Below are 23306 nucleotides of genomic sequence, written 5' to 3'. Positions count from 1 at the left end.
GACCGGGGGCGTTTTTTTTCAGCCTGGGCTAAATCTTATGCCTTGGCTTTCTTGGCAGCGCGGGTACGCTCGCTTTCGTCCAGGATCTTCTTGCGAAGACGGATGGACTTAGGCGTGACTTCGCACAGCTCGTCTTCCTGGATGTATTCCAGAGCCTGTTCCAGAGTGAAGCGAACAGGTGGTACCAGAGCGATGGTTTCGTCTTTACCCGAAGCACGCATGTTGTCGAGCTTCTTGCCTTTGGTAGGGTTCACACCCAGGTCGTTGTCGCGGCTGTTCTGACCAACGATCTGACCGTTGTAGATCTCTTGGCCGTGTTCTACGAACAGCTTGCCACGAGCCTGCAGGGTTTCCAGCGAGTAGGTCAGAGCCTTGCCGGTTTCAACCGAAACCAGAACGCCGTTCTGACGGCCGGACATGTGGCCCGACTTCACTGGAGCGTAACGATCGAAGATCGAGGTCAGGATGCCAGCACCGTTGGTCAGGGTCAGGAACTGGTTACGGAAACCGATCAGACCGCGAGCAGGGATGTTGTATTCCAGACGAACACGGCCCTTGCCATCCGGCACCATGTTGCTCAGGTCGCCCTTACGCAGACCCATCTCTTCCATGACCTTGCCCTGGGATTCTTCAGGGATGTCGATGGTGACGTTTTCGAACGGTTCCTGCTTCACGCCGTCAACTTCACGGATGATCACTTCAGGACGGCCCAGGGCCAGCTCGAAGCCTTCGCGACGCATGGTTTCGATCAGTACCGAGAGGTGCAGCTCACCACGGCCGGAAACCTTGAACTTGTCAGCCGAGTCGCCTTCTTCAACGCGCAGTGCAACGTTGTACAGCAGCTCTTTGTCCAGACGATCCTTGATGTTACGGGAGGTCACGAACTTGCCTTCTTTACCGCAGAATGGCGAGTCGTTTACCTGGAAGGTCATGGAAACGGTTGGCTCGTCAACGGTCAGCGGCTTCATCGCCTCGACGGTGTTGATGTCGCACAGGGTGTCGGAGATGAACAGCTCGTCGAAGCCGCTGATGCAGACGATGTCGCCGGCTGCTGCTTCTTCAACGTCAATGCGGTGCAGACCGTGGTGACCCATCAGCTTCAGGATACGACCGTTGCGGCGCTTGCCGTCGGCGCTGATCGCGACAACCGGGGTGTTCGGCTTAACGCGACCACGAGCGATACGGCCAACACCGATAACACCCAGGAAGCTGTTGTAGTCCAGAGCGGAGATCTGCATCTGGAACGGACCGTCACGGTCAACGGCCGGAGGCGGAACGTGGTCGACAACTGCCTGGTACAGCGCAGTCATGTCTTCGCCCATGGCGGTGTGATCCAGACCGGCGATGCCGTTCAGAGCCGAAGCGTAAACAACCTGGAAGTCCAGTTGTTCTTCGGTAGCACCGAGGTTGTCGAACAGGTCGAAGATCTGGTCCAGAACCCAGTCCGGACGCGCGCCTGGACGGTCAACCTTGTTGATCACCACGATTGGACGCAGGCCGGCTTCGAACGCCTTCTTGGTCACGAAACGGGTTTGCGGCATAGGGCCGTCTTGAGCGTCAACCAGCAGCAGAACGGAGTCAACCATCGACATTACGCGTTCTACTTCGCCGCCGAAGTCGGCGTGGCCCGGGGTGTCCACGATGTTGATGTGGTAGCCGTTCCAGTTGATGGCGGTGTTTTTCGCCAGAATGGTAATACCGCGCTCTTTTTCCTGGTCGTTGGAGTCCATCACGCGCTCGTCGTTGAGCTCGTTGCGCTCCAGGGTGCCGGATTGACGCAGGAGTTTGTCTACCAGGGTGGTCTTACCATGGTCAACGTGGGCAATGATGGCGATGTTACGTAGATTTTCGATCACTTGTGTATCTCGATCAGAGGATTCGGTTTGCTGACAAGTCTTGGCAGCGATTAACAGTAGTGTCCGGCATGGCCGTTACAGCTTGACGGCGGTGTCGGGGGGCCGGTGACGCAGGCCACAGGCAAACAGCCCCGGGCACTTAGCTCGGTCGATAAACGCGCACATTGGCATGCCCCTCACTGAGCAAATGGTGAGCATGCAGGCGACTCATCACGCCTTTGTCGCAATACAGCAGGTACTGGCGAGTCGGATCCAGCTCCTTGAAACGAGCGTTCACTGCGTAGAACGGCATCGTCTGTACTTCTATGCCGGCGAGTTCCAGCGGGTCATCCTCGGCCGCATCCGGGTGACGGATGTCGATGACGATCTGACCGGCCAGCGCTTCGCCGACTTCTTCGATCTGCAAGTCCTGGCCCAATTCGTCGATCACCCGATCGATCGGCACCAGTTTGGCATTTTCGAGCGCACGCTCGAGGACTGCCATGTCGAATTCTTTCTCTTCGTGCTCAACACGGTGGCGCTTGGCGGCGGTCTTCGGATTGACCGAGATGACCCCGCAGTATTCCGGCATGTGCCGGGCGAAATCGGCGGTGCCGATCTCGTTGGCCGTGTCGATGATGTCCTGCTTGTGTGCCACGATCAGTGGGCGCAGGACCAGTTTGTCGGTCACGCAGTCGATCACCGACAGGTTCGGCAGCGTCTGGCTCGATACCTGGGAGATCGCTTCGCCGGTGACCAGCGCGTCGATGTGCAGGCGGTCGGCGATGGCCGAGGATGCGCGCAACATCATACGCTTCAATACGACGCCCATATGACTGTTATCGACTTTGCCGAGAATTTCGCCCAAAACCTCTTCGAACGGAACACTGACAAATAGCACGCGTTGCGAGCTGCCGTACTTCTTCCAGATGAAATGCGCGACTTCCATCACGCCCAATTCGTGGGCACGCCCACCCAGATTGAAGAAGCAGAAATGTGCCATCAGGCCGCGACGCATGATCTGGTATGCGGCAACCGTCGAGTCAAAGCCGCCGGACATCAATACCAGCGTCTGCTCCAGGGCGCCGAGCGGGTAGCCGCCGATGCCGTTGTGCTGGCTGTGGATCACAAACAACCGTTGGTCGCGAACTTCGATGCGAACTTCGATTTGCGGGTCTTTGAGGTCGATTCCGGCAGCACCGCACTCACGACGCAGCTTGCTGCCGACGTATTTTTCGACGTCCATCGAGCTGAACGGATGCTTGCCGGCACGCTTGCAGCGCACCGAGAAAATCTTCCCGGCCAGCTCATTACCGTAGTGCTGCTTGCACTTCTCGGTGATGTCGTCGAAGTCGCCCAGCGGGTACTCGTCGATCTGCAGAAAGTGCGCGACACCGGGGGTGCAGACCAGGCGCTCGCCCATCTCTTTCAAGGCTTTGGGGTCGGTAACGCGGGTTTCCAGCTCGAGATTGTCCCACACACCGTTCACCACCACGGCCGGGTCCAGATCGCGGAGCACGGCGCGGATGTTCTTGGCCAGCTGGCGGATGAAACGCATCCGGACAGGGCGGCTTTTGATGGTGATCTCGGGGAAGACTTTTACGATTAGTTTCATGAAAACAGCGCGCGCAGGGCCAGCCGAAAAAGGGGGGCGCGGATTATAGCGGAAATTGCTCAAGGTTTAACCAGTTAATATGCAGAAGGTTTTCCTTGCACCAAAACGGGTCATTTTTGATTTGAGGCGCTACATTAAGGGGCGAGATTTTCGCCTTTATGACGCTTTGCAGTGCTGCAAGCGTGAATTTGGGGCAAAAAACCCATGCTGGGGCACTGGCATGCAATTTGCTCCCTTGTGAGGCAGGTTGCCTTGGCAGAGTATCTGCGCCGGCATCACCCCTATTAAGGGCATCCACTACCAAGCCCTAAGCCACCCGGAGGACACTATGTCGAAGTCGGTTCAACTCATCAAAGATCATGACGTCAAGTGGATTGATCTGCGCTTCACGGACACCAAAGGCACTCAGCACCACGTGACCATGCCGGCTCGCGATGCGCTGGAAGACGACTTCTTCGAAGTCGGCAAGATGTTCGACGGTTCCTCCATCGCTGGCTGGAAAGGCATCGAAGCCTCCGACATGATCCTGCTGCCGGACGACGACACTGCCGTCCTCGACCCGTTCACCGAAGACGCAACCCTGATCCTGGTTTGCGACATCATCGAACCGTCGACCATGCAAGGTTACGATCGCGACCCGCGCGCCATCGCTCACCGTGCCGAGGAATACCTGAAGACCACCGGTATCGGTGACACCGTCTTCGCCGGTCCAGAACCAGAATTCTTCATCTTCGACGAAGTGAAGTTCAAATCCGACATCTCCGGCTCGATGTTCAAGATCTACTCCGAACAAGGCTCGTGGATGTCCGACCAGGACATCGAAGGCGGCAACAAAGGCCACCGTCCTGGTATCAAAGGCGGCTACTTCCCGGTTCCGCCGTTCGACCACGACCACGAAATCCGTACTGCCATGTGCAACGCACTGGAAGAGATGGGCCAGACCGTTGAAGTTCACCACCACGAAGTGGCGACCGCCGGTCAGAACGAAATCGGTGTCAAGTTCAACACCCTGGTGAAAAAAGCTGACGAAGTTCAGACGCTGAAATACGTTGTCCACAACGTTGCCGACGCTTATGGCCGCACCGCGACCTTCATGCCGAAGCCACTGTACGGCGACAACGGCTCGGGCATGCACGTACACATGTCCATCGCCAAAGACGGCAAGAACACCTTCGCTGGCGAAGGCTATGCCGGCCTGTCCGAAACCGCCCTGTACTTCATCGGCGGTATCATCAAGCACGGCAAGGCCCTGAACGGCTTCACCAACCCGGCCACCAACTCCTACAAGCGTCTGGTGCCAGGTTTCGAAGCGCCAGTAATGCTGGCCTACTCGGCGCGCAACCGTTCCGCCTCGATCCGTATTCCTTACGTCAACAGCCCGCGCGGCCGTCGTATCGAAGCACGTTTCCCGGATCCGGCTGCCAACCCGTACCTGGCTTTCGCAGCACTGCTGATGGCCGGCCTGGACGGTATCCAGAACAAGATCCACCCAGGCGATGCCGCTGACAAAAACCTGTACGACCTGCCGCCTGAAGAGGCGAAAGAGATCCCGCAAGTTTGCGGCAGCCTGAAAGAAGCCCTGGAAGAGCTGGACAAGGGCCGTGCGTTCCTGACCAAGGGCGGCGTGTTCTCCGACGACTTCATCGACGCTTACATCGCGCTGAAATCCGAAGAAGAAATCAAGGTCCGCACCTTCGTACACCCACTGGAATATGAGCTGTACTACAGCTGCTGATCCGGTAGCGCCGCGCTACGCGGCGTGACAAAAAGAGGCCTCCTTCGGGAGGCCTTTTTTTTGAGGAAAATTCCGACAGCCTCAATCCACAAATTCGCGAACAACTTGCGCATCGTCCGGCATCAATCTTGGTGAACCGCCCGTAGCCTTTTCCTCCTACGACCATTCGAGGAATAACGCGATGAACTACTGCCCCTTCAAAACACTGCTGGCGACTCTGGCCGCTCTCACCCTGCTGGGTTGCACCTCTCCCGACAAACCCGGGCAGATAGAGCGCAAGCTCTTGCTTGAAAGCGGCACGTCTTGGGATGGAACGCCCTACGTACGCTATCCCAACGCCGCCCCCGAACTGTCGGTGCTCAAACTCAGGATTCCCGCCAATACCCAGCTCCAATGGCACACCCACCCGACTCCCAACGCCGCCTATATTCTCTCCGGCGAACTGACGATCGAAAGCCGGGACGATGGTCGCAGCCAGCGTTTCAAGCAGGGCGAGGCCGTTGCCGAGATGGTCGACCGCAGTCATCGCGGCGTCACCGGGGATGAACCCGTAGAGCTGGTTGTGTTCTATGCTGGCGGCGAGGGTATTCCATTGTCGGAGTGATATCCGCTGCTCACAGGACGTCCGAATGCGGTCATTACTGTTAATTCTGTTGCTGGCTTGCACCTTTACCGCATCAGCACAGATCTACAAGTACACCGACGCCAGCGGTAACACGGTGTACAGCGATCATGCGCCGGACGGCGTACAGGCGCAGCCGGTGGATTTGCCGCCGCTCAACAGCGTTCAGCCTCAGACACCGAGTGCGCCTCCCTCAGACACCACCAGCCGTGCGCCAGCGCGCAATGCCTATGAAGTGCTGGAGCTGACCGGCCTGCCCACCGAAGAGGCCCTGCGCGCCAACAACGGCACCTTCACCGTCAGCGTGCTGATCAAGCCGCGCCTGCAGGCGCCGCACCAGTTAAGGCTGGTCCTGGACGACGCACCTTACGGCCAGCCGAGCAACGTGCCGATCCTGCAACTGGTGAACGTCGATCGCGGAGAGCATCGTCTCGCGGTGCAAGTGATCGACGGCGAAGCGATCATCCAGCAGAGTCCAGCGGTGGTGTTCACCGTGCAGCGGGTGCACAAACCATGAGGATTTTCTGGCTGATCCTGTGCCTGTGCGCCCAGTCCGTGCACGCCGAGGTCTTCACCTATATCGACGCGCAGGGCAATCGCGTCTACACCGACCAGCCACGCGGTAACGCCAAGCGCGTACCTGTCGCGACCAGTAATCGCATGTCGGCCAACCCCACGGCTGCAGCACCGATCAGCACTGCGAAAAAGGTCGCGGAACAACCATTGTTCCACTACGAGATGCTGCGCATCCTGATCCCCGAGCCGGACGCGACCCTTCGCAGCAGCGCCGGCGAAGTGATCGTCAGCGTCACCAGCGAACCGGGCCTGCAGCAGGGCCATCGCTATCGCCTGCTACTGGACGGCCAGGCCACCGGCGAGCCGGGCCTGAGTCCGGTGTTCCCGCTGAGCAACATTGATCGCGGCAGTCACAATCTGTCGGTGGAAATCCTTGATGAGCAGGGTCGCACCGTCGAGCGCACCGCCAACCAGCCGTTCCACATGCTGCGCATCTCCCTGGCGCAGAAACGCCAGGTCAAACCCTGCGTCAGCGAAGACTACGGCGTGCGCCCGGAATGCCCGCTGAAAGACAAACCGGTCGAAGAAAAAAACCCCTTCCTGCGTTTCTTCTAACGCCGTTCAGCTTTGCGCACTATATTGGTGCATGAGGCTGCACCGTACCCATATTCCAACCCATTTTGGTTCGTAACTTCCCGCTCACGTGCATTGAGCGCCACGCAAACGAGCGTCAAACGCCTGTTTCAGGGGTTGAACGCTTCTTTTCGGAGCCTTGGTTTGGTTTTTGCATTTTCCGTTTAACGACGCCTGCTTCTTGCGCACGCTCCGCCCCCAAAAGAGGCTCCGATGACTATTAGCGACGCAATCCACCGTTTGCTGCTCGACAACCTGACCACCGCCACCATTCTGCTCGATGCCGAACTGCGCCTTGAGTACATGAACCCGGCGGCTGAAATGCTGCTGGCCATCAGCGGCCAGCGCAGCCATGGGCAGTTCATCAGCGAGCTGTTCACCGAGTCCACCGAGGCGCTCAACTCACTGCGTCAGGCGGTGGAACAGGCACACCCGTTCACCAAGCGCGAAGCGATGCTCACCGCCCTCACCGGCCAGACCCTGACCGTGGACTATGCGGTGACACCGATCCTCAGCAACGGCGCGACCATGCTTCTGCTTGAGGTGCACCCGCGTGATCGCCTGCTGCGGATCACCAAGGAAGAGGCGCAACTGTCCAAGCAGGAAACCAGCAAGATGCTGGTGCGCGGCCTCGCCCACGAGATCAAGAACCCGCTCGGCGGCATCCGTGGCGCCGCGCAATTGCTGGCCCGCGAACTGCCGGAAGACAGCCTGCGCGACTACACCAACGTGATCATTGAAGAGGCCGACCGTCTGCGCAATCTGGTCGACCGCATGCTCGGCTCGAACAAACTGCCGTCGCTGGCGCTGTGCAACGTCCACGAAGTGCTCGAACGCGTCTGCCAACTGGTCGAAGCGGAAAGCCAGGGCTGCATCACCCTGGTGCGCGACTACGATCCGAGCATTCCCGACGTATTGATCGACCGCGAACAAATGATTCAGGCCGTACTGAACATCGTGCGCAACGCAATGCAAGCGATCAGCAGCCAGAACGAGCTGCGTCTGGGTCGCATCAGCCTGCGCACGCGAACCATGCGCCAGTTCACCATTGGCCACGTCCGTCATCGTCTGGTGACCAAAATCGAGATCATCGACAACGGCCCGGGGATCCCCGCGGAACTCCAGGAAACCATCTTCTTTCCCATGGTCAGCGGCCGCCCGGACGGCACCGGGCTGGGCCTGGCCATTACCCAGAACATCATCAGCCAGCACCAGGGCCTGATCGAGTGTGACAGCCACCCCGGCCACACCACGTTCTCGATCTTTCTGCCACTGGAACAAGGAGCCACATCGACATGAGCCGTAGTGAAACCGTGTGGATCGTCGATGACGACCGTTCTATCCGTTGGGTTCTGGAAAAAGCCTTGCAGCAGGAAGGCATGACCACGCAGAGCTTCGACAGCGCCGATGGCGTGATGAGTCGTCTGGCCCGTCAGCAGCCTGATGTGATCATTTCCGACATCCGCATGCCGGGCGCCAGTGGCCTCGACCTGCTGGCGCGCATCCGCGAGCAACACCCACGGTTGCCGGTGATCATCATGACCGCGCACTCCGACCTCGACAGCGCAGTGGCCTCGTATCAGGGCGGCGCTTTCGAATACCTGCCCAAGCCCTTCGACGTCGACGAGGCGGTGTCGCTGGTCAAACGCGCCAACCAGCATGCGCAGGAGCAGCAAGGCCTGGAAGTAGTGCCGGCGCTGACCCGCACCCCGGAAATCATCGGCGAAGCGCCGGCGATGCAGGAGGTGTTTCGCGCCATCGGCCGCTTGAGCCACTCCAACATCACCGTGCTGATCAACGGCGAATCCGGCACCGGTAAAGAATTGGTTGCCCACGCCCTGCACCGCCACAGCCCGCGCGCGGCCTCGCCGTTCATCGCGCTGAACATGGCGGCGATCCCCAAGGACCTGATGGAATCCGAGCTGTTCGGCCACGAGAAAGGCGCATTCACTGGCGCCGCCAACTTGCGGCGCGGGCGTTTCGAACAGGCGGACGGCGGCACGCTGTTCCTCGACGAAATCGGCGACATGCCGGCCGACACTCAGACCCGTTTGCTGCGCGTGCTGGCCGATGGCGAGTTCTATCGCGTTGGCGGCCATGTGCCGGTCAAGGTCGATGTGCGGATCATTGCCGCGACTCACCAGAATCTGGAAACCCTGGTGCATGCCGGGAAATTCCGTGAGGACTTGTTCCACCGCCTCAACGTGATCCGCATCCACATTCCACGCCTGTCGGACCGTCGCGAAGACATCCCGACCCTGGCCAAGCACTTCCTCAGCCGCGCCGCGCAAGAACTGGCGGTGGAGCCGAAGCTGCTCAAGAGCGAGACCGAGGAATACCTGAAGAACCTGCCATGGCCGGGCAACGTGCGGCAGTTGGAGAACACCTGCCGCTGGATCACGGTGATGGCCTCCGGGCGCGAAGTGCACATCAGTGACTTGCCGCCAGAGCTGCTGAGCCTGCCACAGGATTCGGCGCCGGTGACCAACTGGGAGCAGGCGCTGCGCCAGTGGGCCGATCAGGCCTTGGCTCGCGGCCAGTCGAGCCTGCTCGACAGCGCGGTGCCGGCGTTCGAGCGGATCATGATCGAGACTGCTTTGAAGCACACCGCCGGGCGTCGGCGTGATGCGGCGGTATTGCTCGGCTGGGGGCGTAATACCCTGACGCGCAAGATCAAGGAATTGGGGATGAAAGTGGATGGTGGGGATGATGATGAGGGGGATGAGGGTTAACTCGGCACTCTAGTCGTCCGCGAAAAGATCGCAGCCTTCGGCAGCTCCTACAGAGAACGCATATCACTGTAGGAGCTGCCGAAGGCTGCGATCTTTTTTTGTGTGCACCGCCACAAGGCACGGCGAACCGCAATTGGGCATGACTCACTGATCAAAAAAACACCAACAAGATCAAAGCTTCAACCAAGCAGAGGCATCAAATCCCCGATTCACGGGGCTTTCGCGGCTCTTCGGCTTTTTTCTGTTTCGAAATACTAAAACTGGCACGCCACCTGCAGTAACGCTTACAGGTGATTCGATTCACCAACCCTTTCGGGGACCTTGGTACAGGCAGGCCGGGGATTCCCCTCTTTACACCGGGTTCAAAACCGCAACGCGGCGAACTCACCCTTTTGGGATCCTTGGTACAGGCAGGCCGGGGGTTCCATCTTTACACCGGACCGATGCTCTCAGCGAAGTCCACCCCGTTTTGGGAACCCTGGTACAGGCAGGCCGGGGATTCCCGCTTTTATTGCTCCCGGAGATGGATCTGCAGCCGCCAGCGCTCGTCAACCTTGCTGCCGGCCCACTCCCCGTGCAGCGGCCGCGCCGCCAGCACCGTCAGCAACAGCCCACCGTCACTCACCCGCGTTCGCCAGTTGACATCCTTGCCATTGAGTTTCAACTGGCCTTTCTGCGCGCGGCCTTCAGCCTGGAACAACAGGGCCACGGTGCCGTCGATGATCTCGCCGTGCAGTTGCGGTTCGTTGTTGAACCACACCACCAGGCCGTCATCGCTCACCTCGACCTGCTGCAACACAATCGGATCCGGCGTGGTCAGGCGGCCGATCATCAAACCGATCATCAGCCCGAAAATTGCCAGCGAACCGATTACCCGCGGGAATAGTTTCGAACGCGGATCGGCTTGCGGCGTAGAATGCGCGTCATCTTTACCTTCGGAGCCGTGCATGTTTCACGTCATCCTTTTTCAACCAGAAATTCCGCCGAATACCGGCAACGTTATCAGGCTGTGCGCCAACAGCGGCTGCCACCTGCATTTGATCGAACCGCTGGGTTTCGAGATGGACGACAAGCGCTTGCGCCGGGCCGGCCTCGACTACCACGAATATGCCACGTTGCAGCGCCATGCCGACCTCGCCAGTTGCCTGGAAAGCCTCGGCCACCCACGGTTGTTCGCGTTCACCACCAAAGGCTCGCGGCCGTTTCACGATGCCGCGTTCGTCCCGGGCGATGCATTCATCTTCGGCCCGGAAAGCCGTGGCCTGCCGCCGGAAGTGCTGGACGCCCTGCCCGCCGAACAGCGCCTGCGCCTGCCGATGCGTGAAGGCTGCCGCAGCCTGAACCTGTCCAACACCGTGGCGGTGGCCGTGTACGAAGCGTGGCGACAGAACGACTTCAAATAACCACCCACCCGCAAAAACATCACCCCTGTAGGAGCTGCCGCAGGCTGCGATCTTTTGATCTTCAAAAACAAGATCAAAAGATCGCAGCCTTCGGCAGCTCCTACATGAAGGTTTCGTTTACCCCATGAAAAAAGCGCCTTTAAACGGCGCTTTTTTCATGGGGCAAACGAAGCTTTTATTGTACGGTCGGCGTCTCGCCAGCTTCCTGCATGCGCTGCAGCTCTTGCGCGTACAGAGCGTCGAAGTTCACCGGAGCCAGCATCAGGGCCGGGAACGAACCACGGGTCACCAGGCTGTCCAGGGTTTCGCGAGCGTACGGGAACAGGATGTTCGGGCAGAACGCACCGAGGGTGTGGCTCATCGAAGCCGCGTCGAGGTTCTTGATCAGGAAGATACCGGCCTGTTGCACTTCAGCGATGAAGGCCACTTCGTCGCCGTTTTTCACGGTCACGGACAGGGTCAGCACGACTTCATAGAAATCGCCTTCCAGCTCTTTCTGGCGAGTGTTCAGATCCAGACCGACGGTCGGGTCCCACTGCTGGCGGAAGATTGCCGGACTTTTCGGGGCTTCGAAGGACAGATCGCGTACGTAGATGCGCTGCAAGGAGAATTGCGGTGCGGTTTCTTCTTCGCTGGCTGCAGTGTTCTGTTGGTCAGTCATCTCAGATCCTTTCTGATCTTGGGTCTTTTAGGGATTGCTGTACGTGGGTGCAGCCGTTCAGGCCTTGAGCAGCGCGTCGAGCTTGCCGGCGCGCTCCAGGGCATACAAATCATCACAACCGCCGATGTGCTTTTCGCCGATCCAGATCTGCGGCACGGACGTGCGTCCGGCCTTCTGGCTCATGGCAGCACGAATCTGCGGCTTGCCATCGACCTTGATCTCTTCGAAGGCCACACCTTTGTTCGCGAGCAATTGCTTGGCTCGCATGCAGTAAGGGCAGTAGTCGCTGGAGTAGACGATGACTTCGCTCATATCACTTCACCAGAGGCAGGTTGTCGCCTTTCCAACTGGAGATCCCGCCGGACAGCTTGGCGGCGGTGAAGCCGGATTTCATCAGCTCGCGAGCGTGGGTGCCAGCGGTCTGGCCCAGGGCGTCCACCAGAATGATGGTCTTGGCCTTGTGCTTTTCCAGCTCGCCGGTACGCGCAGCCAGTTTGTCTTGAGGAATGTTGATCGCGCCAACGATATGGCCGGCGGCGTAATCTTTCGCCGGACGGATGTCCACCACCACGCCTGCGTCCTTGTTGACCAGTGCGGTCAGTTCGCCGGTGCTCAGGCTTTTACCGCCGCCCTGCATCGTGTGCGCCAGCAGCAAAGCCAGCAATACGACGAAGATACCGACAAGAATGTAGTGGTTAGTGGCAAATTCAATCAGGTGAGCAACCATCGAAGGAGGTTCCAGGGCGTTAAAATGTCGGCCAGTATACACAGCCCCCAAGGTGGGCCAAACCCCGTCCGGCGGTGACGCCGCAGGAACTTCGCTTTAAACTGCCACTCCCTTTTCCATCGCCCTCTTCTTTATTAGCCACGAGTGGATTCCATGACTACCACGCCTAAACCTTTGGTCCTGATGATTCTCGACGGCTTCGGTCACAGTGACAGCCACGAATCCAATGCCGTGTATGCGGCGAAGAAACCCGTGCTCGATCGTCTGTGGGCCACGGTGCCGAACGGCCTGATCTCCGGCAGCGGCATGGACGTCGGCCTGCCGGACGGCCAGATGGGCAACTCCGAAGTCGGCCACATGAACCTCGGCGCCGGACGCGTGGTATACCAGGACTTCACGCGCGTGACCAAAGCGATCCGCGACGGCGAGTTTTTCGAAAACCCGACCATCTGCGCCGCCGTGGATAAAGCCGTGGCCGCCAGCAAAGCCGTGCACTTCATGGGCCTGCTGTCCGATGGCGGCGTACACAGCCACCAGGATCACCTGATCGCCATGGCCGAACTGGCCTTCAAGCGCGGCGCCGAAAAGATCTACCTGCACGCCTTCCTCGATGGCCGCGACACCCCGCCGAAAAGCGCCGCGTCGTCGATCGAACTGCTCGACGCGACCTTTCAGGCACTTGGCAAGGGTCGCATCGCCAGCCTCATCGGGCGCTACTTCGCGATGGACCGTGACAACCGCTGGGACCGCGTCTCCCAAGCCTACAACCTGATCGTCGACGGCAACGCCGAATTCAACGCTGCCACCGCCCAGGAAGGCCTCGACGCCGCCTACGCCCGTGGCGAGAGCGACGAGTTCGTCAAGGCCACCACCATCGGCGAGCCGGTCAAGGTCGAAGACGGCGATGCCGTGGTGTTCATGAATTTCCGCGCCGACCGTGCCCGCGAGTTGAGCCGCGTATTTGTCGAAGACGATTTCAAGGAATTCGAGCGCGCGCGCCAGCCAAAAGTGCAGTACGTGGGCTTGACCCAATATGCGGCCAGCATCCCGGCCCCTGCAGCCTTCGCTCCAGGCAGTCTGGAAAACGTGCTCGGCGATTACTTGGCGAAAAACGGCAAGACTCAGCTGCGCATCGCCGAAACCGAAAAATATGCACACGTGACCTTCTTCTTCTCCGGCGGCCGCGAAGAGCCGTTCCCGGGTGAAGAGCGCATTCTGATCCCGTCGCCGAAAGTCGCCACCTACGACCTGCAGCCGGAAATGAGCGCGCCGGAAGTCACCGACCGCATCGTCGATGCCATCGAACACCAGCGTTACGACGTGATCGTGGTCAACTACGCCAACGGCGACATGGTCGGCCACAGCGGCGTGTTCGACGCTGCGGTAAAAGCCGTGGAATGCCTGGACACCTGCGTTGGTCGCATCGTCGAAGCGCTGGAAAGGGTGGGGGGCGAAGCGCTGATCACCGCTGACCACGGCAACGTCGAAAAAATGGCCGATGAAGAAACCCACCAGGCGCACACCGCGCACACCACCGAGCCGGTGCCGTTCATTTATGTCGGCAAGCGTGACCTCAAAGTGCGCGAAGGCGGCGTACTGGCGGACGTGGCACCGACCATGCTGATGCTGTTGGGTCTGGAAAAACCGGCGGAAATGACTGGTACCTCGATTCTGGTCTGACCCGATCCATAAAACACCGCAAAACCCTGTGGGAGCTGGCTTGCCAGCGATAGCAATCTGACAGCCAACAGCTATGTTGAATGTGCAGACGCCATCGCTGGCAAGCCAGCTCCCACAGTGGTTTATGGGGTTTTCGAAATGGAAATGAGCCTGTCTGCCGCTCCAGTTATCACACAAGCCCAATTGGGCGTTTTTTTTGCAGCCTCGGGCGGGCATACTAGGCCGTCCATTACCCTGGTGCCGCCCGCCTCTATGCTCCGCGTCCTGATCGCCCTCGCTCTGACCTGCCTGCTCCAACCGGCCTTCGCTGACGAGCGCGCGCAAACCCAACAGCAGTTGGATGCCACGCGTCAGGACATTGCCGAGCTGAAAAAGCTGCTGGGCAAGCTGCAGGAAGAAAAATCCGGTGTGCAGAAAGAGCTCAAGGGCACCGAAACCGAGATGGGCAAGCTCGAGAAGCAGGTCGATGCCCTGCAGAAAGAGCTGAAGAAAAGCGAATCCGAGCTGCAGCGGCTCGATGCGGAGAAAAAAAAACTCCAGAGCGCGCGCACTGAACAACAGCGACTGATCGCCATCCAGGCCCGCGCGGCCTATCAGAACGGCCGTCAGGAATACCTCAAGCTGCTGCTCAACCAGCAGAATCCCGAGAAATTCGCCCGCACTCTCACCTATTACGATTACCTGAGCCAGGCCCGCCTGGAGCAGTTGAAGAACTTCAACGAAACCCTGCGCCAACTGGCCAATGTCGAAAAAGACATCGCCATGCAGCAGGCGCAATTGCTGGTACAAAAAAGCAGCCTCGACACCCAGCGCGACGAGCTGGAAAAGGTCCGCAAGGAACGCCAGCAAGTCCTCGCCAAACTCAACGATGACGTGAAAGCCCGCGACCAGAAACTGGCCGCCCGCGAGCAGGATCAGGCAGACCTGTCTAAAGTCCTTAAAACCATTGAAGAAACCCTGGCCCGCCAGGCCCGTGAGGCAGAAGAAGCGCGACAGAAAGCGCTGATTGCCCAGCAGGAAGCGGAAAAAAAGCGTTTGCGTGAGGCGCAGGCTGATAACAGCGACGCCCCACGAAAACCAGCCAGACCAACCCCCGGCGCGCTGGTATCCAGCAGCGGCGAGACCTTCGGTGGCCCTTTTGCTGCAACCCGGGGAAAACTTCCATGGCCGGTTGATGGTCGATTGCTGGCACGCTTCGGCGAAAGCCGGGGCGACGATGCCCGGACCAAGTGGGATGGCGTGATGATCAGCGCCGCTGCCGGCAGCCAGGTGCATGCCGTGCACGGCGGGCGCGTGGTGTTCGCCGACTGGTTGCGCGGCGCCGGGCTGCTGGTGATCCTCGATCACGGCAATGGTTTTCTGAGTCTTTACGGTCACAACCAGACGCTGCTCAAGTCGGCCGGTGACGTGGTAAAAGCCGGTGAGTCGATCTCCACTGTGGGTAACAGTGGTGGTCAGGACACGCCAGCGCTGTATTTCGCAATTCGTCAGCAGGGTCACCCGAGTGATCCGGCGCAATGGTGTCACGCGCAAGGATAAGCGCGTCGCCTAATTCAGGAGTTCGTTCGACATGCTGCATTTGTCCCGCCTTACCTCGCTGGCCCTGACGATCGCCCTGGTGATCGGCGCGCCTCTGGCGTTCGCCGCTCAACCGGCCCCGGCCGTCGCTCCGGCAGGCACTGCCGCGACCGCCAAGGCCCCGTTGCCGCTGGAAGAGTTGCGCACCTTTGCCGAGGTCATGGACCGGATCAAGGCAGCGTATGTCGAACCGGTGGACGACAAGACCCTGCTGGAAAACGCGATCAAGGGCATGCTCAGCAACCTCGATCCGCACTCCGCGTATCTCGGCCCTGAAGACTTCACCGAACTGCAGGAAAGCACCAGCGGCGAATTCGGCGGCCTGGGCATCGAAGTCGGCTCCGAAGACGGCTTCATCAAGGTCGTCTCGCCAATCGACGACACCCCGGCGTCGAAGGCCGGCATCCAGGCCGGTGACTTCATCGTCAAGATCAACGGCCAGCCGACGCGTGGCCAGACCATGACCGAAGCCGTGGACAAGATGCGCGGCAAGATCGGCCAGAAGATCACCCTGACCCTCGTGCGCGACGGTGGCACGCCGTTCGACGTGACCCTGGCCCGCGCCGTGATTCAGGTGAAGAGCGTCAAGGCACAGCTGCTGGAGTCGGGCTACGGCTACATCCGCATCACCCAGTTCCAGGTCAAGACCGGCGAAGAGGTTTCCAAGGCCTTAGCCAAGCTGCGCAAGGACAACGGCAAAAAGCTCAACGGCATCATCCTCGACCTGCGCAACAACCCGGGCGGCGTGTTGCAGGCGGCAGTGGAAGTGGTCGACCACTTCATCAAGAAAGGCCTGATCGTTTACACCAAGGGCCGGATCGCCAACTCCGAGCTGCGCTTCTCCGCCACCGGCAAGGACGAAAGCGAAGCGGTGCCAATGGTCGTGCTGATCAACGGTGGCAGCGCCTCGGCTTCGGAAATCGTCGCCGGCGCCCTGCAGGATCAGAAACGCGCCGTGGTCATGGGCACCACCAGTTTCGGCAAAGGCTCGGTGCAGACCGTGCTGCCGCTGAACAACGACCGCGCACTGAAGATCACCACCGCGCTGTATTTCACGCCGAACGGTCGCTCGATTCAGGCCCAGGGCATCGTCCCGGACATCGAAGTGCGCAAGGCCAAGATCACCAACGAGGCGGACGGCGATTACTTCAAGGAAGCCGACCTGCAAGGTCACCTGGGCAACGGCAACGGCGGTGCAGACAAGCCGACCGGTTCCGGCGCCAAGGCCAAGGCCATGCCGCAGGATGACGATTACCAGTTGGCCCAGGCCCTGAGCCTGCTCAAAGGGCTGAGCATCACGTCCGGCCGTTGAGGATGTCTTTGCGTTTCTTCTTCGTCCTGCTCTGCTGTCTGGCGGGTGCTGCTCACGCAGAACCCGCCAGGACGCCCCCGCCAAAAGCCTACCTGACGCTGATCATCGACGACCTGGGACAGAACCTGCCCCGGGATCGCCGCGTGCTGGCCCTGCCCGGCCCGGTGACCACAGCGATCATGCCCGACACTCCGCACGCTACCGAATTCGCCCGCGAAGCCCATCGCGCCGGCAAGATCGTGATCCTGCATATGCCCATGGACCCGGCCACCGGCCCGTATGCCTGGCATCCCGAGCTGCCGCTCGAAGAACTTGAGAGGCGCCTTAACGCTGCGTTCAAAATGGTCCCCTACACCGCTGGCATCAATAACCACATGGGCAGCCGCATGACCGCGCAACCGGTGGCAATGGCGTGGCTGATGGGCGAGTTGCAACGCCGTCACAAGTTCTTCGTCGACAGCCGCACCAGCGCCCAGACCGTGGCGGCGCAGCAGGCTCAGAAAATCGACTTGGCCAGTGTTTCACGGGATGTGTTCCTCGATGACGAGCGCACGGAAGCCGCCATCTTTACCCAACTGCAAACGGCCATCAGCCTGGCGCACAAGCAGGGTTCGGCGGTGATGATCGGTCACCCTTATCCGCAGACACTGGCAGTGCTGGAACGTGAAATGCCGAAACTCAAGGCGCAAGGCATCGAGTGGATCGACATTAAGCAGATGATCAGCGTGCGCAGTAACAAGGCCACCGCTGCACACGGAAAGAACGGAATTTACCGTTAGTTTTTGCAGCGGGTTTCCAATAACTCTTTGCAACTCCAACAAATAGCAACACCTCCGAAACCACAATAAGGCAAAACCACCTTATTCTGCGCCAGTCTCATATCCCGCACATTAGCCAAGGACTGGCCATGAACTTAAATACGCTTCACCCAAGTTTCTTATTACTTGCGGCCCTTTCGCTCCCCGCTTACTCAACCCCTGTCGATTATGGCAAAGGCGCCGAGAATCATGCGCCATCGAAATACCTGAGCAACAAGAACGGCGAGCATGACTACTGGACAGGAATCGGCAAATACCAAAGCCGCGAACACGGCGTATGCACTGCCTTTCTTATTGATACCAACAGCGCTCGACCGTCAGACTCCGCCTATGCTCTCACCAGTGCACACTGTGTGGGCAAAGACAATGGCGTCATGCAAACGGATGAGCCCATTAAAGCCACCATAACCTTCAAGCATTTCCTTGATACGGAGGATGCCAGCAAGACTTTCCCTCTGAAAAAAGTTTCCTGGAGCAGCATTCAGGGCATCGATCTGGCTCTTTTGGAGCTTGAAGTATCACAGGGTGAACTTCGGGCGCAGGGCATCACGCCTCTGAAACTGGCACAGCAACCGCCGGCTGACGCAAGTGACATTCTGATTGTGCACGGGCCCGGCGGGACGCCATTGCGACTGTCCGCTTGCACCCATGATCCTTCGCCAGCCATTTTCGAAACGCCCTGGGTGTGGCGACATACTGTCAGCAACCAATGCAAAGATGTTGCTTCCGGCAGCTCGGGGAGCCCGGTCATTGTCCGAGCGACCAACGAGGTCTATGCCGTTCTGGGTACCCTCGCAGAGCATCTGACGCCACTGCCCGGATATGGCCAGATGCCAAGCGGCAGTTACGGTAGCCCGACCTCGGTTTTCAACAACTGCTTTATCGATGGCAAACTCAATACCAACCCGCAAGTGTGCGAGTTATTTCCGGCAGCATCCATGAGTCTGCCCCCACGACTGCCAATGTATGCAAAGATCAGCGTAAACGAGCACGGTAACTATATTTATCCCGCCTGGAACTTTGAAGTAACCGCCAGCACTCGCTTTATCCGGACCAAACGAACTACTGATCCGCTCGACTGCGAAACTCCGCAAGGCTACAGCCAGCCAATCAATACTGACACCGCCCCCACTCGGCTAAATGTTCCAATGGGACCTGAAACCGGGCTTAACAATCTTTGTATCATTGCCACCAACAGTATCGAGGACCTATTGCCCGCCGGCACTTATCGCAATGCCGTCACTGTCCCCACTTATCTGATTGATGCGGGCCCGACGCCTGTTCCGACCGTAGATATATCCTTTAACAAAGAAATAAACAGGGCGCAGATTTTCTGGCCAAAACGCAAGAACGAGGGCCTTGATGGCTACGAGGTAAAAGACGGTCTTGCTGGAAAAGTCAGCTGCGAAGACCCGCAGGGTTATAGGCGTGTGACCTCCAATTGGCTGCGTCCGGAAAGCAACTTCCCCCTCAAGCTCTGCGTTTACGCCGTCGACCCCAACAATCAGCGCTCAGAATTGAAGGAATACGTCCGGGAATGGGAAGCGCTCAAAAACAGCGCCCCCTGAGCTGATCAGCGACGCCGGCCTTGTGCTTCCGCATTAATGGGCAAAACGGGAGCGCAAGGCAGCCAATGGCACGGAACGGTTTTTTCGGAAACAACTGGTCACGACGTCATACATAGTTACCGCCAGAGAGCGGAGACGAACACCGATAGTGAGGCCTGCAACGGGTCGCGACTCCCTTGAGTCGCCGTTCAACTATCAGGAGTGACCATGACCATTCATGACCAGGCCGCAGCGCCATCCAGGCAAATCGAGCCGATCCGACACGACAATCTGCTGATCCATTTCACCACGGAATTTCACCGGATCTGGGACAGCACCGGCTCACGGGCCAAACCCGCGGCCTTCTGGCGTCCGACTCCGGCGCCAGATGTGTTGCCGGGCTATTTTCCGCTCGGCGACGTGTTCACCTCCGGACTCCACAACATCAACGGCAGCACCGTCGTCGCCGTGGTTTGCGAAGCCGATTTCCCCAGTGCAGATTCAATGAATGGGCCGGCACTGTGCCGTCCGGAGGATTTCGAGCTGATCTGGAAAGATTCCGGCTCAGGCTCGAAGAAAGACGGTGCCGTATGGCGACCGCTTGCCCCGCAAGGCTATGTGGCCATGGGCGCGGTCTGTTCCAATGATCACGAAAAACCTTCACTCAATGCGGTTCGCTGCGTGCGCGCCGATCTCGTGATCGCCTCGGACATCGGCGAACTGATCTGGAACGACAGGGGCAGCGGCGCCCGACAGAGCCTCAGTGCATGGAGTGTCACACCACCCGGTGCAGCCCCGGGAGAGATTCACTTCGCACCAGGTACTTTTATTGCGGCAAACACTTTCAACCGGCCCGAGAGCAATGTCGGGGTCTATTCGCTACGGATGCAGATCACCCCACTGATCAAATCATCGCCACAGTTGCCGGTGCTCAGCGCAGCGGATGCTCCGCAAAAAAACGGCGCAGCCACTATCGCTCAAGTGGTCGAGCTTCCATGGTTTGCCGTCAAGGATGACTTGTCACCACTCGAACAATTGCGCACCACGCCGTTTTATCGCCTGGAAAGAACCGACCAGTACTATCTGGTTGGGAGCGGACACAACACGGGCGATGGAAGCCGGGCGTTCAAATGGACGACGCAGCGGCTGCAGAATCCGAAAATGCTGCGACTATTCACTCAACTGACTACGGTGAATTTCGTCGGTCCCTGGACAAGGCATCCAGATATGCTTCCGACATTACAGTTCTCGGCGAGATTAGACAGTCAGTTCACCCACAGCGAGACTTCAATCAGCGGCTGGCAGGCGCCGTCTGTCACCCATGTAATTGCCATGGCAGGCAAAGGCAAGTTCGTGGCGGTTTATCAACTGGAGAGTTTTTACGAGTTGCTGAGGGCAGACGGTTCGCAAGTGGGGATCAATCTCGGCTACACCCACGATGAAAATCTGCATCTACTGCAATATCCACCGCACGAATGTCCCTACAATACAGCGGAACAGCCGGCACCGACGGCTACAGATAGCGCCCCATGATTTCGTCGACAACCCCGTCCTTGCGCATCTGATCCAACGCCGCCTGCAGCCTGGCGACCGTTGCGTCCGACACATCCTTGTTCAGCGCCAGGTACAACTCGGCGCTGTTGAAGCGCAGCACGGTCTTGAGGCCGGTGACCCCGTCCTGCCGCGCCAGATAACGACCGGCAGGATCACCCGTAGCCCACAGGTCGATCTGGCCGTTGACCAGTTTTTTCGCGTTGTCCTGATCGCGCAGCACGACCATGGGCTTCAAGCCTTGCTTGGTCAGCGTCTCGGCAATCGCATCGCCCTTGTAGGCACCGATCTTGTATTTGCGTGCATCGTTGAGGGTGTCGAGGGTGATCTTGCTGTCGGCCCTGGCCAACATGATCCAGTCGTCCGGACCGATCGGGCCGACCCATTTGAACAGGTTTTCGCGGTCCGGCAGGCGGGCCATCACGAAGGCGCCGTAGCCGGGGTTTTCCAGCGCCAGCTTGTAGACGCGCTCCCATGGGAAGCGCAGCGTCAGGCTGTAGGTGAGCCCGGCACGCTTGAACATTTCACGCACGATGTCGGCGGCAATGCCGTTGATGTTCTCGCCCTTGGCGAAATTCTTGCCGTCTTTCGCCATGTTGTAGGGCGGAAAGTTTTCGGTGAGGAGCACCAGATCGGTGTCAGGACTGTTTTCGGCCCGCGCCGTGTTGATTAACAACACAGAGGCACTGGCGAGAACGAGAAGCAGGCGTTTGATCATGTCGGGCTACCGGAATCCATGGCGTGCCCAAGAGTGCCTTGGGTACGCCATGCTGTCCACTGGCCTGTACGGTTTAGCGCATCACGATGCCGCGTTTGGCCATATACGCTTTCGCTTCCTGCACGGTGTATTCGCCGAAGTGGAAAATACTCGCCGCCAGTACCGCGCTGGCGTGGCCTTCAAGGATGCCGTCGGCCAGATGCTGCAGGTTGCCGACGCCGCCGGAAGCGATCACCGGAATGCCCAGCGCATCGCTGATTGCGCGGGTCACACCGAGGTCGAAGCCGTTTTTCATGCCGTCCTGATCCATGCTGGTCAGCAGGATCTCGCCGGCACCGAGGCCTTCCATCTTCTTCGCCCACTCGACCGCGTCGAGGCCGGTCGGCTTGCGCCCGCCGTGGGTGAAGATTTCCCAGCGCGGGGTTTCGCCCGGGCCGGAGACCTTCTTCGCGTCGATGGCGACGACGATGCACTGCGAGCCGAAATGCTGCGCCGCTTCGCCGACGAATTCCGGATTGAACACCGCTGCAGTGTTGATCGAGACCTTGTCCGCACCGGCGTTGAGCAGATTGCGGATGTCCTGCACGGTGCGCACGCCGCCGCCGACCGTCAGCGGAATGAATACCTGGCTGGCCATGCGCTCGACGGTATGCAGCGTGGTGTCGCGGCCATCGACGCTCGCGGTGATGTCGAGAAAGGTAATCTCGTCGGCACCCTGCTCGTCATAACGACGGGCGATTTCCACCGGGTCGCCAGCATCGCGGATGTTCTCGAACTTCACACCTTTGACGACCCGGCCGTTGTCCACGTCCAGGCAAGGGATGATGCGTTTGGCCAGCGCCATGGTCAGTCCTCAGCCTTGGTACGCATCGCAGAAAGCTTGCGCTTCAGCGACGTCGAGGGTGCCTTCGTAGATCGCCCGGCCAGTGATTGCGCCGATGATGCCCGGCGCCTTGGCGTCGAGCAGCGACTTGATGTCACCCAGATTGTGGATACCGCCGGACGCGATCACCGGGATCTTCGTCGCTGCTGCCAGCGCAGCGGTGAACGGTACGTTGCAGCCCTGCATCATGCCGTCTTTGGCGATGTCGGTATAAACGATCGAGGACACGCCGTCGGCTTCAAACTGCTTGGCCAGGTCGATGACCTGCACGGTGCTGATTTCAGCCCAGCCATCGGTGGCAACGAAACCGTCCTTGGCATCCAGACCGACGATGATCTTGCCCGGGAACGCGCGGCAGGCCTCAGCGACGAAGGCCGGATCTTTAACGGCTTTGGTGCCGATGATCACGTAGCTGACGCCCGCCTTGACGTAATGCTCGATGGTTTCCAGCGAGCGGATACCGCCGCCGATCTGGATCGGCAGGGTCGGATAACGCTTCGCGATCGCGGTGACCACTTCACCGTTGACCGGCTGGCCTTCGAATGCGCCGTTCAGATCGACCAGATGCAGACGGCGGCAACCGCCCTCCACCCACTTGGCAGCCATGCTCACCGGGTCCTCGGAGAACACTGTGGAATCTTCCATGCGGCCCTGGCGCAGACGTACGCAGGCACCGTCTTTAAGATCGATAGCGGGAATAATCAGCATCTGGCAAACCTTCAAATTTGAATGTTCAGCTT

The 23306-nt window shown here is 59.3% G+C and carries 22 protein-coding genes; 13 read left to right on the top strand and 9 right to left on the bottom strand.

Translation table 11 applies throughout. From position 1 onward, the window contains the following. Positions 1 to 35 precede the first annotated feature (35 nt). The gene (gene typA, locus ACU680_RS11810) at positions 36 to 1856 is read right to left on the bottom strand and encodes a translational GTPase TypA (protein ID WP_007961739.1); all 1821 of its coding nucleotides are present in this window, start codon (positions 1854 to 1856) and stop codon (positions 36 to 38) included. 139 nt (positions 1857 to 1995) lie between these two features. Then, positions 1996 to 3450 (bottom strand): tRNA uracil 4-sulfurtransferase ThiI, encoded by a 1455-nt coding sequence (gene thiI / locus ACU680_RS11805; protein WP_007961738.1) that lies wholly within the window; start codon positions 3448 to 3450, stop codon positions 1996 to 1998. Between the two features lie 328 nt (positions 3451 to 3778). Between thiI and glnA the strand changes: the two genes are divergently transcribed. From glnA to ntrC, 6 genes are all read left to right on the top strand, one after another. Then, a complete protein-coding gene (glnA, locus tag ACU680_RS11800) occupies positions 3779 to 5185 on the top strand; it encodes a glutamate--ammonia ligase (protein ID WP_003220788.1) in 1407 nt (468 codons plus the stop codon). A 181-nt stretch (positions 5186 to 5366) separates the two neighbouring features. Then, positions 5367 to 5789: a cupin domain-containing protein gene (locus tag ACU680_RS11795; RefSeq protein ID WP_448179524.1), complete on the top strand. Its 423-nt coding sequence runs from the start codon at positions 5367 to 5369 to the stop codon at positions 5787 to 5789. A gap of 25 nt (positions 5790 to 5814) precedes the next feature. Further along, positions 5815 to 6324, top strand: coding sequence for a DUF4124 domain-containing protein (locus ACU680_RS11790; RefSeq protein WP_367082621.1), 510 nt, complete (start codon positions 5815 to 5817; stop codon positions 6322 to 6324). Then, entirely contained in the window at positions 6321 to 6938 is a 618-nt protein-coding gene (locus tag ACU680_RS11785) for a DUF4124 domain-containing protein (protein WP_367082619.1), read from the top strand. The genes ACU680_RS11790 and ACU680_RS11785 overlap by 4 nt, the downstream gene beginning before the upstream one ends. 231 nt (positions 6939 to 7169) lie before the next feature. After that, positions 7170 to 8255, top strand: a complete 1086-nt coding sequence (glnL, locus tag ACU680_RS11780; protein WP_007961730.1) for a nitrogen regulation protein NR(II) — start codon at positions 7170 to 7172, stop codon at positions 8253 to 8255. Continuing rightward, positions 8252 to 9688, top strand: a complete 1437-nt coding sequence (gene ntrC / locus ACU680_RS11775; RefSeq protein ID WP_007961729.1) for a nitrogen regulation protein NR(I) — start codon at positions 8252 to 8254, stop codon at positions 9686 to 9688. Before glnL ends, ntrC begins: the two co-directional genes overlap by 4 nt. A 508-nt stretch (positions 9689 to 10196) precedes the next feature. Here ntrC and ACU680_RS11770 read toward each other — a convergent pair. Beyond that, positions 10197 to 10637: a hypothetical protein gene (locus tag ACU680_RS11770; RefSeq protein WP_448179523.1), complete on the bottom strand. Its 441-nt coding sequence runs from the start codon at positions 10635 to 10637 to the stop codon at positions 10197 to 10199. Here ACU680_RS11770 and ACU680_RS11765 point away from each other — a divergent pair. Next, the gene (locus ACU680_RS11765) at positions 10636 to 11091 is read left to right on the top strand and encodes a tRNA (cytidine(34)-2'-O)-methyltransferase (protein WP_041071426.1); all 456 of its coding nucleotides are present in this window, start codon (positions 10636 to 10638) and stop codon (positions 11089 to 11091) included. The two genes, ACU680_RS11770 and ACU680_RS11765, sit on opposite strands and share 2 nt — an antisense overlap. Before the next feature lie 175 nt (positions 11092 to 11266). Here the strand turns inward: ACU680_RS11765 and secB are convergent, their stop codons facing one another. From secB to ACU680_RS11750, 3 genes are read right to left on the bottom strand one after another with little or no spacing between them, the layout of a single operon-like run. Further along, positions 11267 to 11752, bottom strand: coding sequence for a protein-export chaperone SecB (gene secB / locus ACU680_RS11760; protein ID WP_027611264.1), 486 nt, complete (start codon positions 11750 to 11752; stop codon positions 11267 to 11269). Between the two features lie 57 nt (positions 11753 to 11809). Then, positions 11810 to 12064: a glutaredoxin 3 gene (grxC, locus tag ACU680_RS11755; protein WP_003220774.1), complete on the bottom strand. Its 255-nt coding sequence runs from the start codon at positions 12062 to 12064 to the stop codon at positions 11810 to 11812. Between the two features lies 1 nt (position 12065). Next, positions 12066 to 12479, bottom strand: coding sequence for a rhodanese-like domain-containing protein (locus ACU680_RS11750; protein ID WP_007961724.1), 414 nt, complete (start codon positions 12477 to 12479; stop codon positions 12066 to 12068). Positions 12480 to 12632: 153 nt separating this feature from the next. Here ACU680_RS11750 and gpmI point away from each other — a divergent pair, with 153 nt between their 5' ends. The 6 genes from gpmI (at position 12633) to ACU680_RS11720 (ending at position 20947) form a co-directional block, all read left to right on the top strand. Beyond that, positions 12633 to 14159 carry a 2,3-bisphosphoglycerate-independent phosphoglycerate mutase gene (gpmI, locus tag ACU680_RS11745; RefSeq protein ID WP_400759976.1) on the top strand — a complete coding sequence of 509 codons (1527 nt, stop codon included), beginning with the start codon at positions 12633 to 12635 and terminating at the stop codon, positions 14157 to 14159. Positions 14160 to 14411: 252 nt separating this feature from the next. Further along, entirely contained in the window at positions 14412 to 15698 is a 1287-nt protein-coding gene (locus tag ACU680_RS11740) for a murein hydrolase activator EnvC family protein (RefSeq protein ID WP_367082613.1), read from the top strand. 31 nt (positions 15699 to 15729) lie between these two features. Then, positions 15730 to 17049, top strand: a complete 1320-nt coding sequence (locus tag ACU680_RS11735; RefSeq protein ID WP_041071409.1) for a S41 family peptidase — start codon at positions 15730 to 15732, stop codon at positions 17047 to 17049. Positions 17050 to 17051: 2 nt separating this feature from the next. Further along, a complete protein-coding gene (locus tag ACU680_RS11730) occupies positions 17052 to 17828 on the top strand; it encodes a divergent polysaccharide deacetylase family protein (RefSeq protein WP_367082612.1) in 777 nt (258 codons plus the stop codon). A gap of 128 nt (positions 17829 to 17956) precedes the next feature. Then, a complete protein-coding gene (locus ACU680_RS11725; RefSeq protein ID WP_448179522.1) occupies positions 17957 to 19435 on the top strand; it encodes a trypsin-like peptidase domain-containing protein in 1479 nt (492 codons plus the stop codon). A 207-nt stretch (positions 19436 to 19642) separates the two neighbouring features. Then, positions 19643 to 20947: a Vps62-related protein gene (locus ACU680_RS11720; protein WP_448179521.1), complete on the top strand. Its 1305-nt coding sequence runs from the start codon at positions 19643 to 19645 to the stop codon at positions 20945 to 20947. On the opposite strand, the gene ACU680_RS11715 is transcribed toward ACU680_RS11720, so the two are convergent. The 3 genes from ACU680_RS11715 to hisA form a co-directional block, all read right to left on the bottom strand. Beyond that, on the bottom strand, positions 20928 to 21683 hold the full coding sequence (locus ACU680_RS11715; RefSeq protein ID WP_346650711.1) for a substrate-binding periplasmic protein: 756 nt from the start codon (positions 21681 to 21683) through the stop codon (positions 20928 to 20930). The genes ACU680_RS11720 and ACU680_RS11715 overlap by 20 nt on opposite strands. Positions 21684 to 21756: 73 nt before the next feature. Next, the gene (hisF, locus tag ACU680_RS11710) at positions 21757 to 22527 is read right to left on the bottom strand and encodes an imidazole glycerol phosphate synthase subunit HisF (RefSeq protein ID WP_007909211.1); all 771 of its coding nucleotides are present in this window, start codon (positions 22525 to 22527) and stop codon (positions 21757 to 21759) included. Between the two features lie 9 nt (positions 22528 to 22536). Further along, positions 22537 to 23274, bottom strand: coding sequence for a 1-(5-phosphoribosyl)-5-[(5-phosphoribosylamino)methylideneamino]imidazole-4-carboxamide isomerase (hisA, locus tag ACU680_RS11705; protein ID WP_448179520.1), 738 nt, complete (start codon positions 23272 to 23274; stop codon positions 22537 to 22539). Between the last annotated feature and the right edge of the window lie 32 nt (positions 23275 to 23306).

Source organism: Pseudomonas sp. LF020, assembly GCF_053456425.1.
The sequence above is the reverse complement of the archived record's forward strand: the minus strand, read 5'-3'. Positions and strand labels throughout refer to the sequence as shown.

What these genes read in the sequence shown, in the direction of transcription:
- thiI (WP_007961738.1), bottom strand. Translation starts at nt 3,450, where the DNA reads ATGAAACTAATCGTAAAAGTCTTCCCCGAGATCACCATCAAAAGCCGC.
- glnA (WP_003220788.1), top strand. Translation starts at nt 3,779, where the DNA reads ATGTCGAAGTCGGTTCAACTCATCAAAGATCATGACGTCAAGTGGATT.
- ACU680_RS11795 (WP_448179524.1), top strand. Translation starts at nt 5,367, where the DNA reads ATGAACTACTGCCCCTTCAAAACACTGCTGGCGACTCTGGCCGCTCTC.
- ACU680_RS11790 (WP_367082621.1), top strand. Translation starts at nt 5,815, where the DNA reads ATGCGGTCATTACTGTTAATTCTGTTGCTGGCTTGCACCTTTACCGCA.
- ACU680_RS11785 (WP_367082619.1), top strand. Translation starts at nt 6,321, where the DNA reads ATGAGGATTTTCTGGCTGATCCTGTGCCTGTGCGCCCAGTCCGTGCAC.
- glnL (WP_007961730.1), top strand. Translation starts at nt 7,170, where the DNA reads ATGACTATTAGCGACGCAATCCACCGTTTGCTGCTCGACAACCTGACC.
- ntrC (WP_007961729.1), top strand. Translation starts at nt 8,252, where the DNA reads ATGAGCCGTAGTGAAACCGTGTGGATCGTCGATGACGACCGTTCTATC.
- ACU680_RS11765 (WP_041071426.1), top strand. Translation starts at nt 10,636, where the DNA reads ATGTTTCACGTCATCCTTTTTCAACCAGAAATTCCGCCGAATACCGGC.
- ACU680_RS11770 (WP_448179523.1), bottom strand. Translation starts at nt 10,637, where the DNA reads ATGCACGGCTCCGAAGGTAAAGATGACGCGCATTCTACGCCGCAAGCC.
- secB (WP_027611264.1), bottom strand. Translation starts at nt 11,752, where the DNA reads ATGACTGACCAACAGAACACTGCAGCCAGCGAAGAAGAAACCGCACCG.
- grxC (WP_003220774.1), bottom strand. Translation starts at nt 12,064, where the DNA reads ATGAGCGAAGTCATCGTCTACTCCAGCGACTACTGCCCTTACTGCATG.
- ACU680_RS11750 (WP_007961724.1), bottom strand. Translation starts at nt 12,479, where the DNA reads ATGGTTGCTCACCTGATTGAATTTGCCACTAACCACTACATTCTTGTC.
- gpmI (WP_400759976.1), top strand. Translation starts at nt 12,633, where the DNA reads ATGACTACCACGCCTAAACCTTTGGTCCTGATGATTCTCGACGGCTTC.
- ACU680_RS11740 (WP_367082613.1), top strand. Translation starts at nt 14,412, where the DNA reads ATGCTCCGCGTCCTGATCGCCCTCGCTCTGACCTGCCTGCTCCAACCG.
- ACU680_RS11735 (WP_041071409.1), top strand. Translation starts at nt 15,730, where the DNA reads ATGCTGCATTTGTCCCGCCTTACCTCGCTGGCCCTGACGATCGCCCTG.
- ACU680_RS11730 (WP_367082612.1), top strand. Translation starts at nt 17,052, where the DNA reads ATGTCTTTGCGTTTCTTCTTCGTCCTGCTCTGCTGTCTGGCGGGTGCT.
- ACU680_RS11725 (WP_448179522.1), top strand. Translation starts at nt 17,957, where the DNA reads ATGAACTTAAATACGCTTCACCCAAGTTTCTTATTACTTGCGGCCCTT.
- ACU680_RS11720 (WP_448179521.1), top strand. Translation starts at nt 19,643, where the DNA reads ATGACCATTCATGACCAGGCCGCAGCGCCATCCAGGCAAATCGAGCCG.
- ACU680_RS11715 (WP_346650711.1), bottom strand. Translation starts at nt 21,683, where the DNA reads ATGATCAAACGCCTGCTTCTCGTTCTCGCCAGTGCCTCTGTGTTGTTA.
- hisF (WP_007909211.1), bottom strand. Translation starts at nt 22,527, where the DNA reads ATGGCGCTGGCCAAACGCATCATCCCTTGCCTGGACGTGGACAACGGC.
- hisA (WP_448179520.1), bottom strand. Translation starts at nt 23,274, where the DNA reads ATGCTGATTATTCCCGCTATCGATCTTAAAGACGGTGCCTGCGTACGT.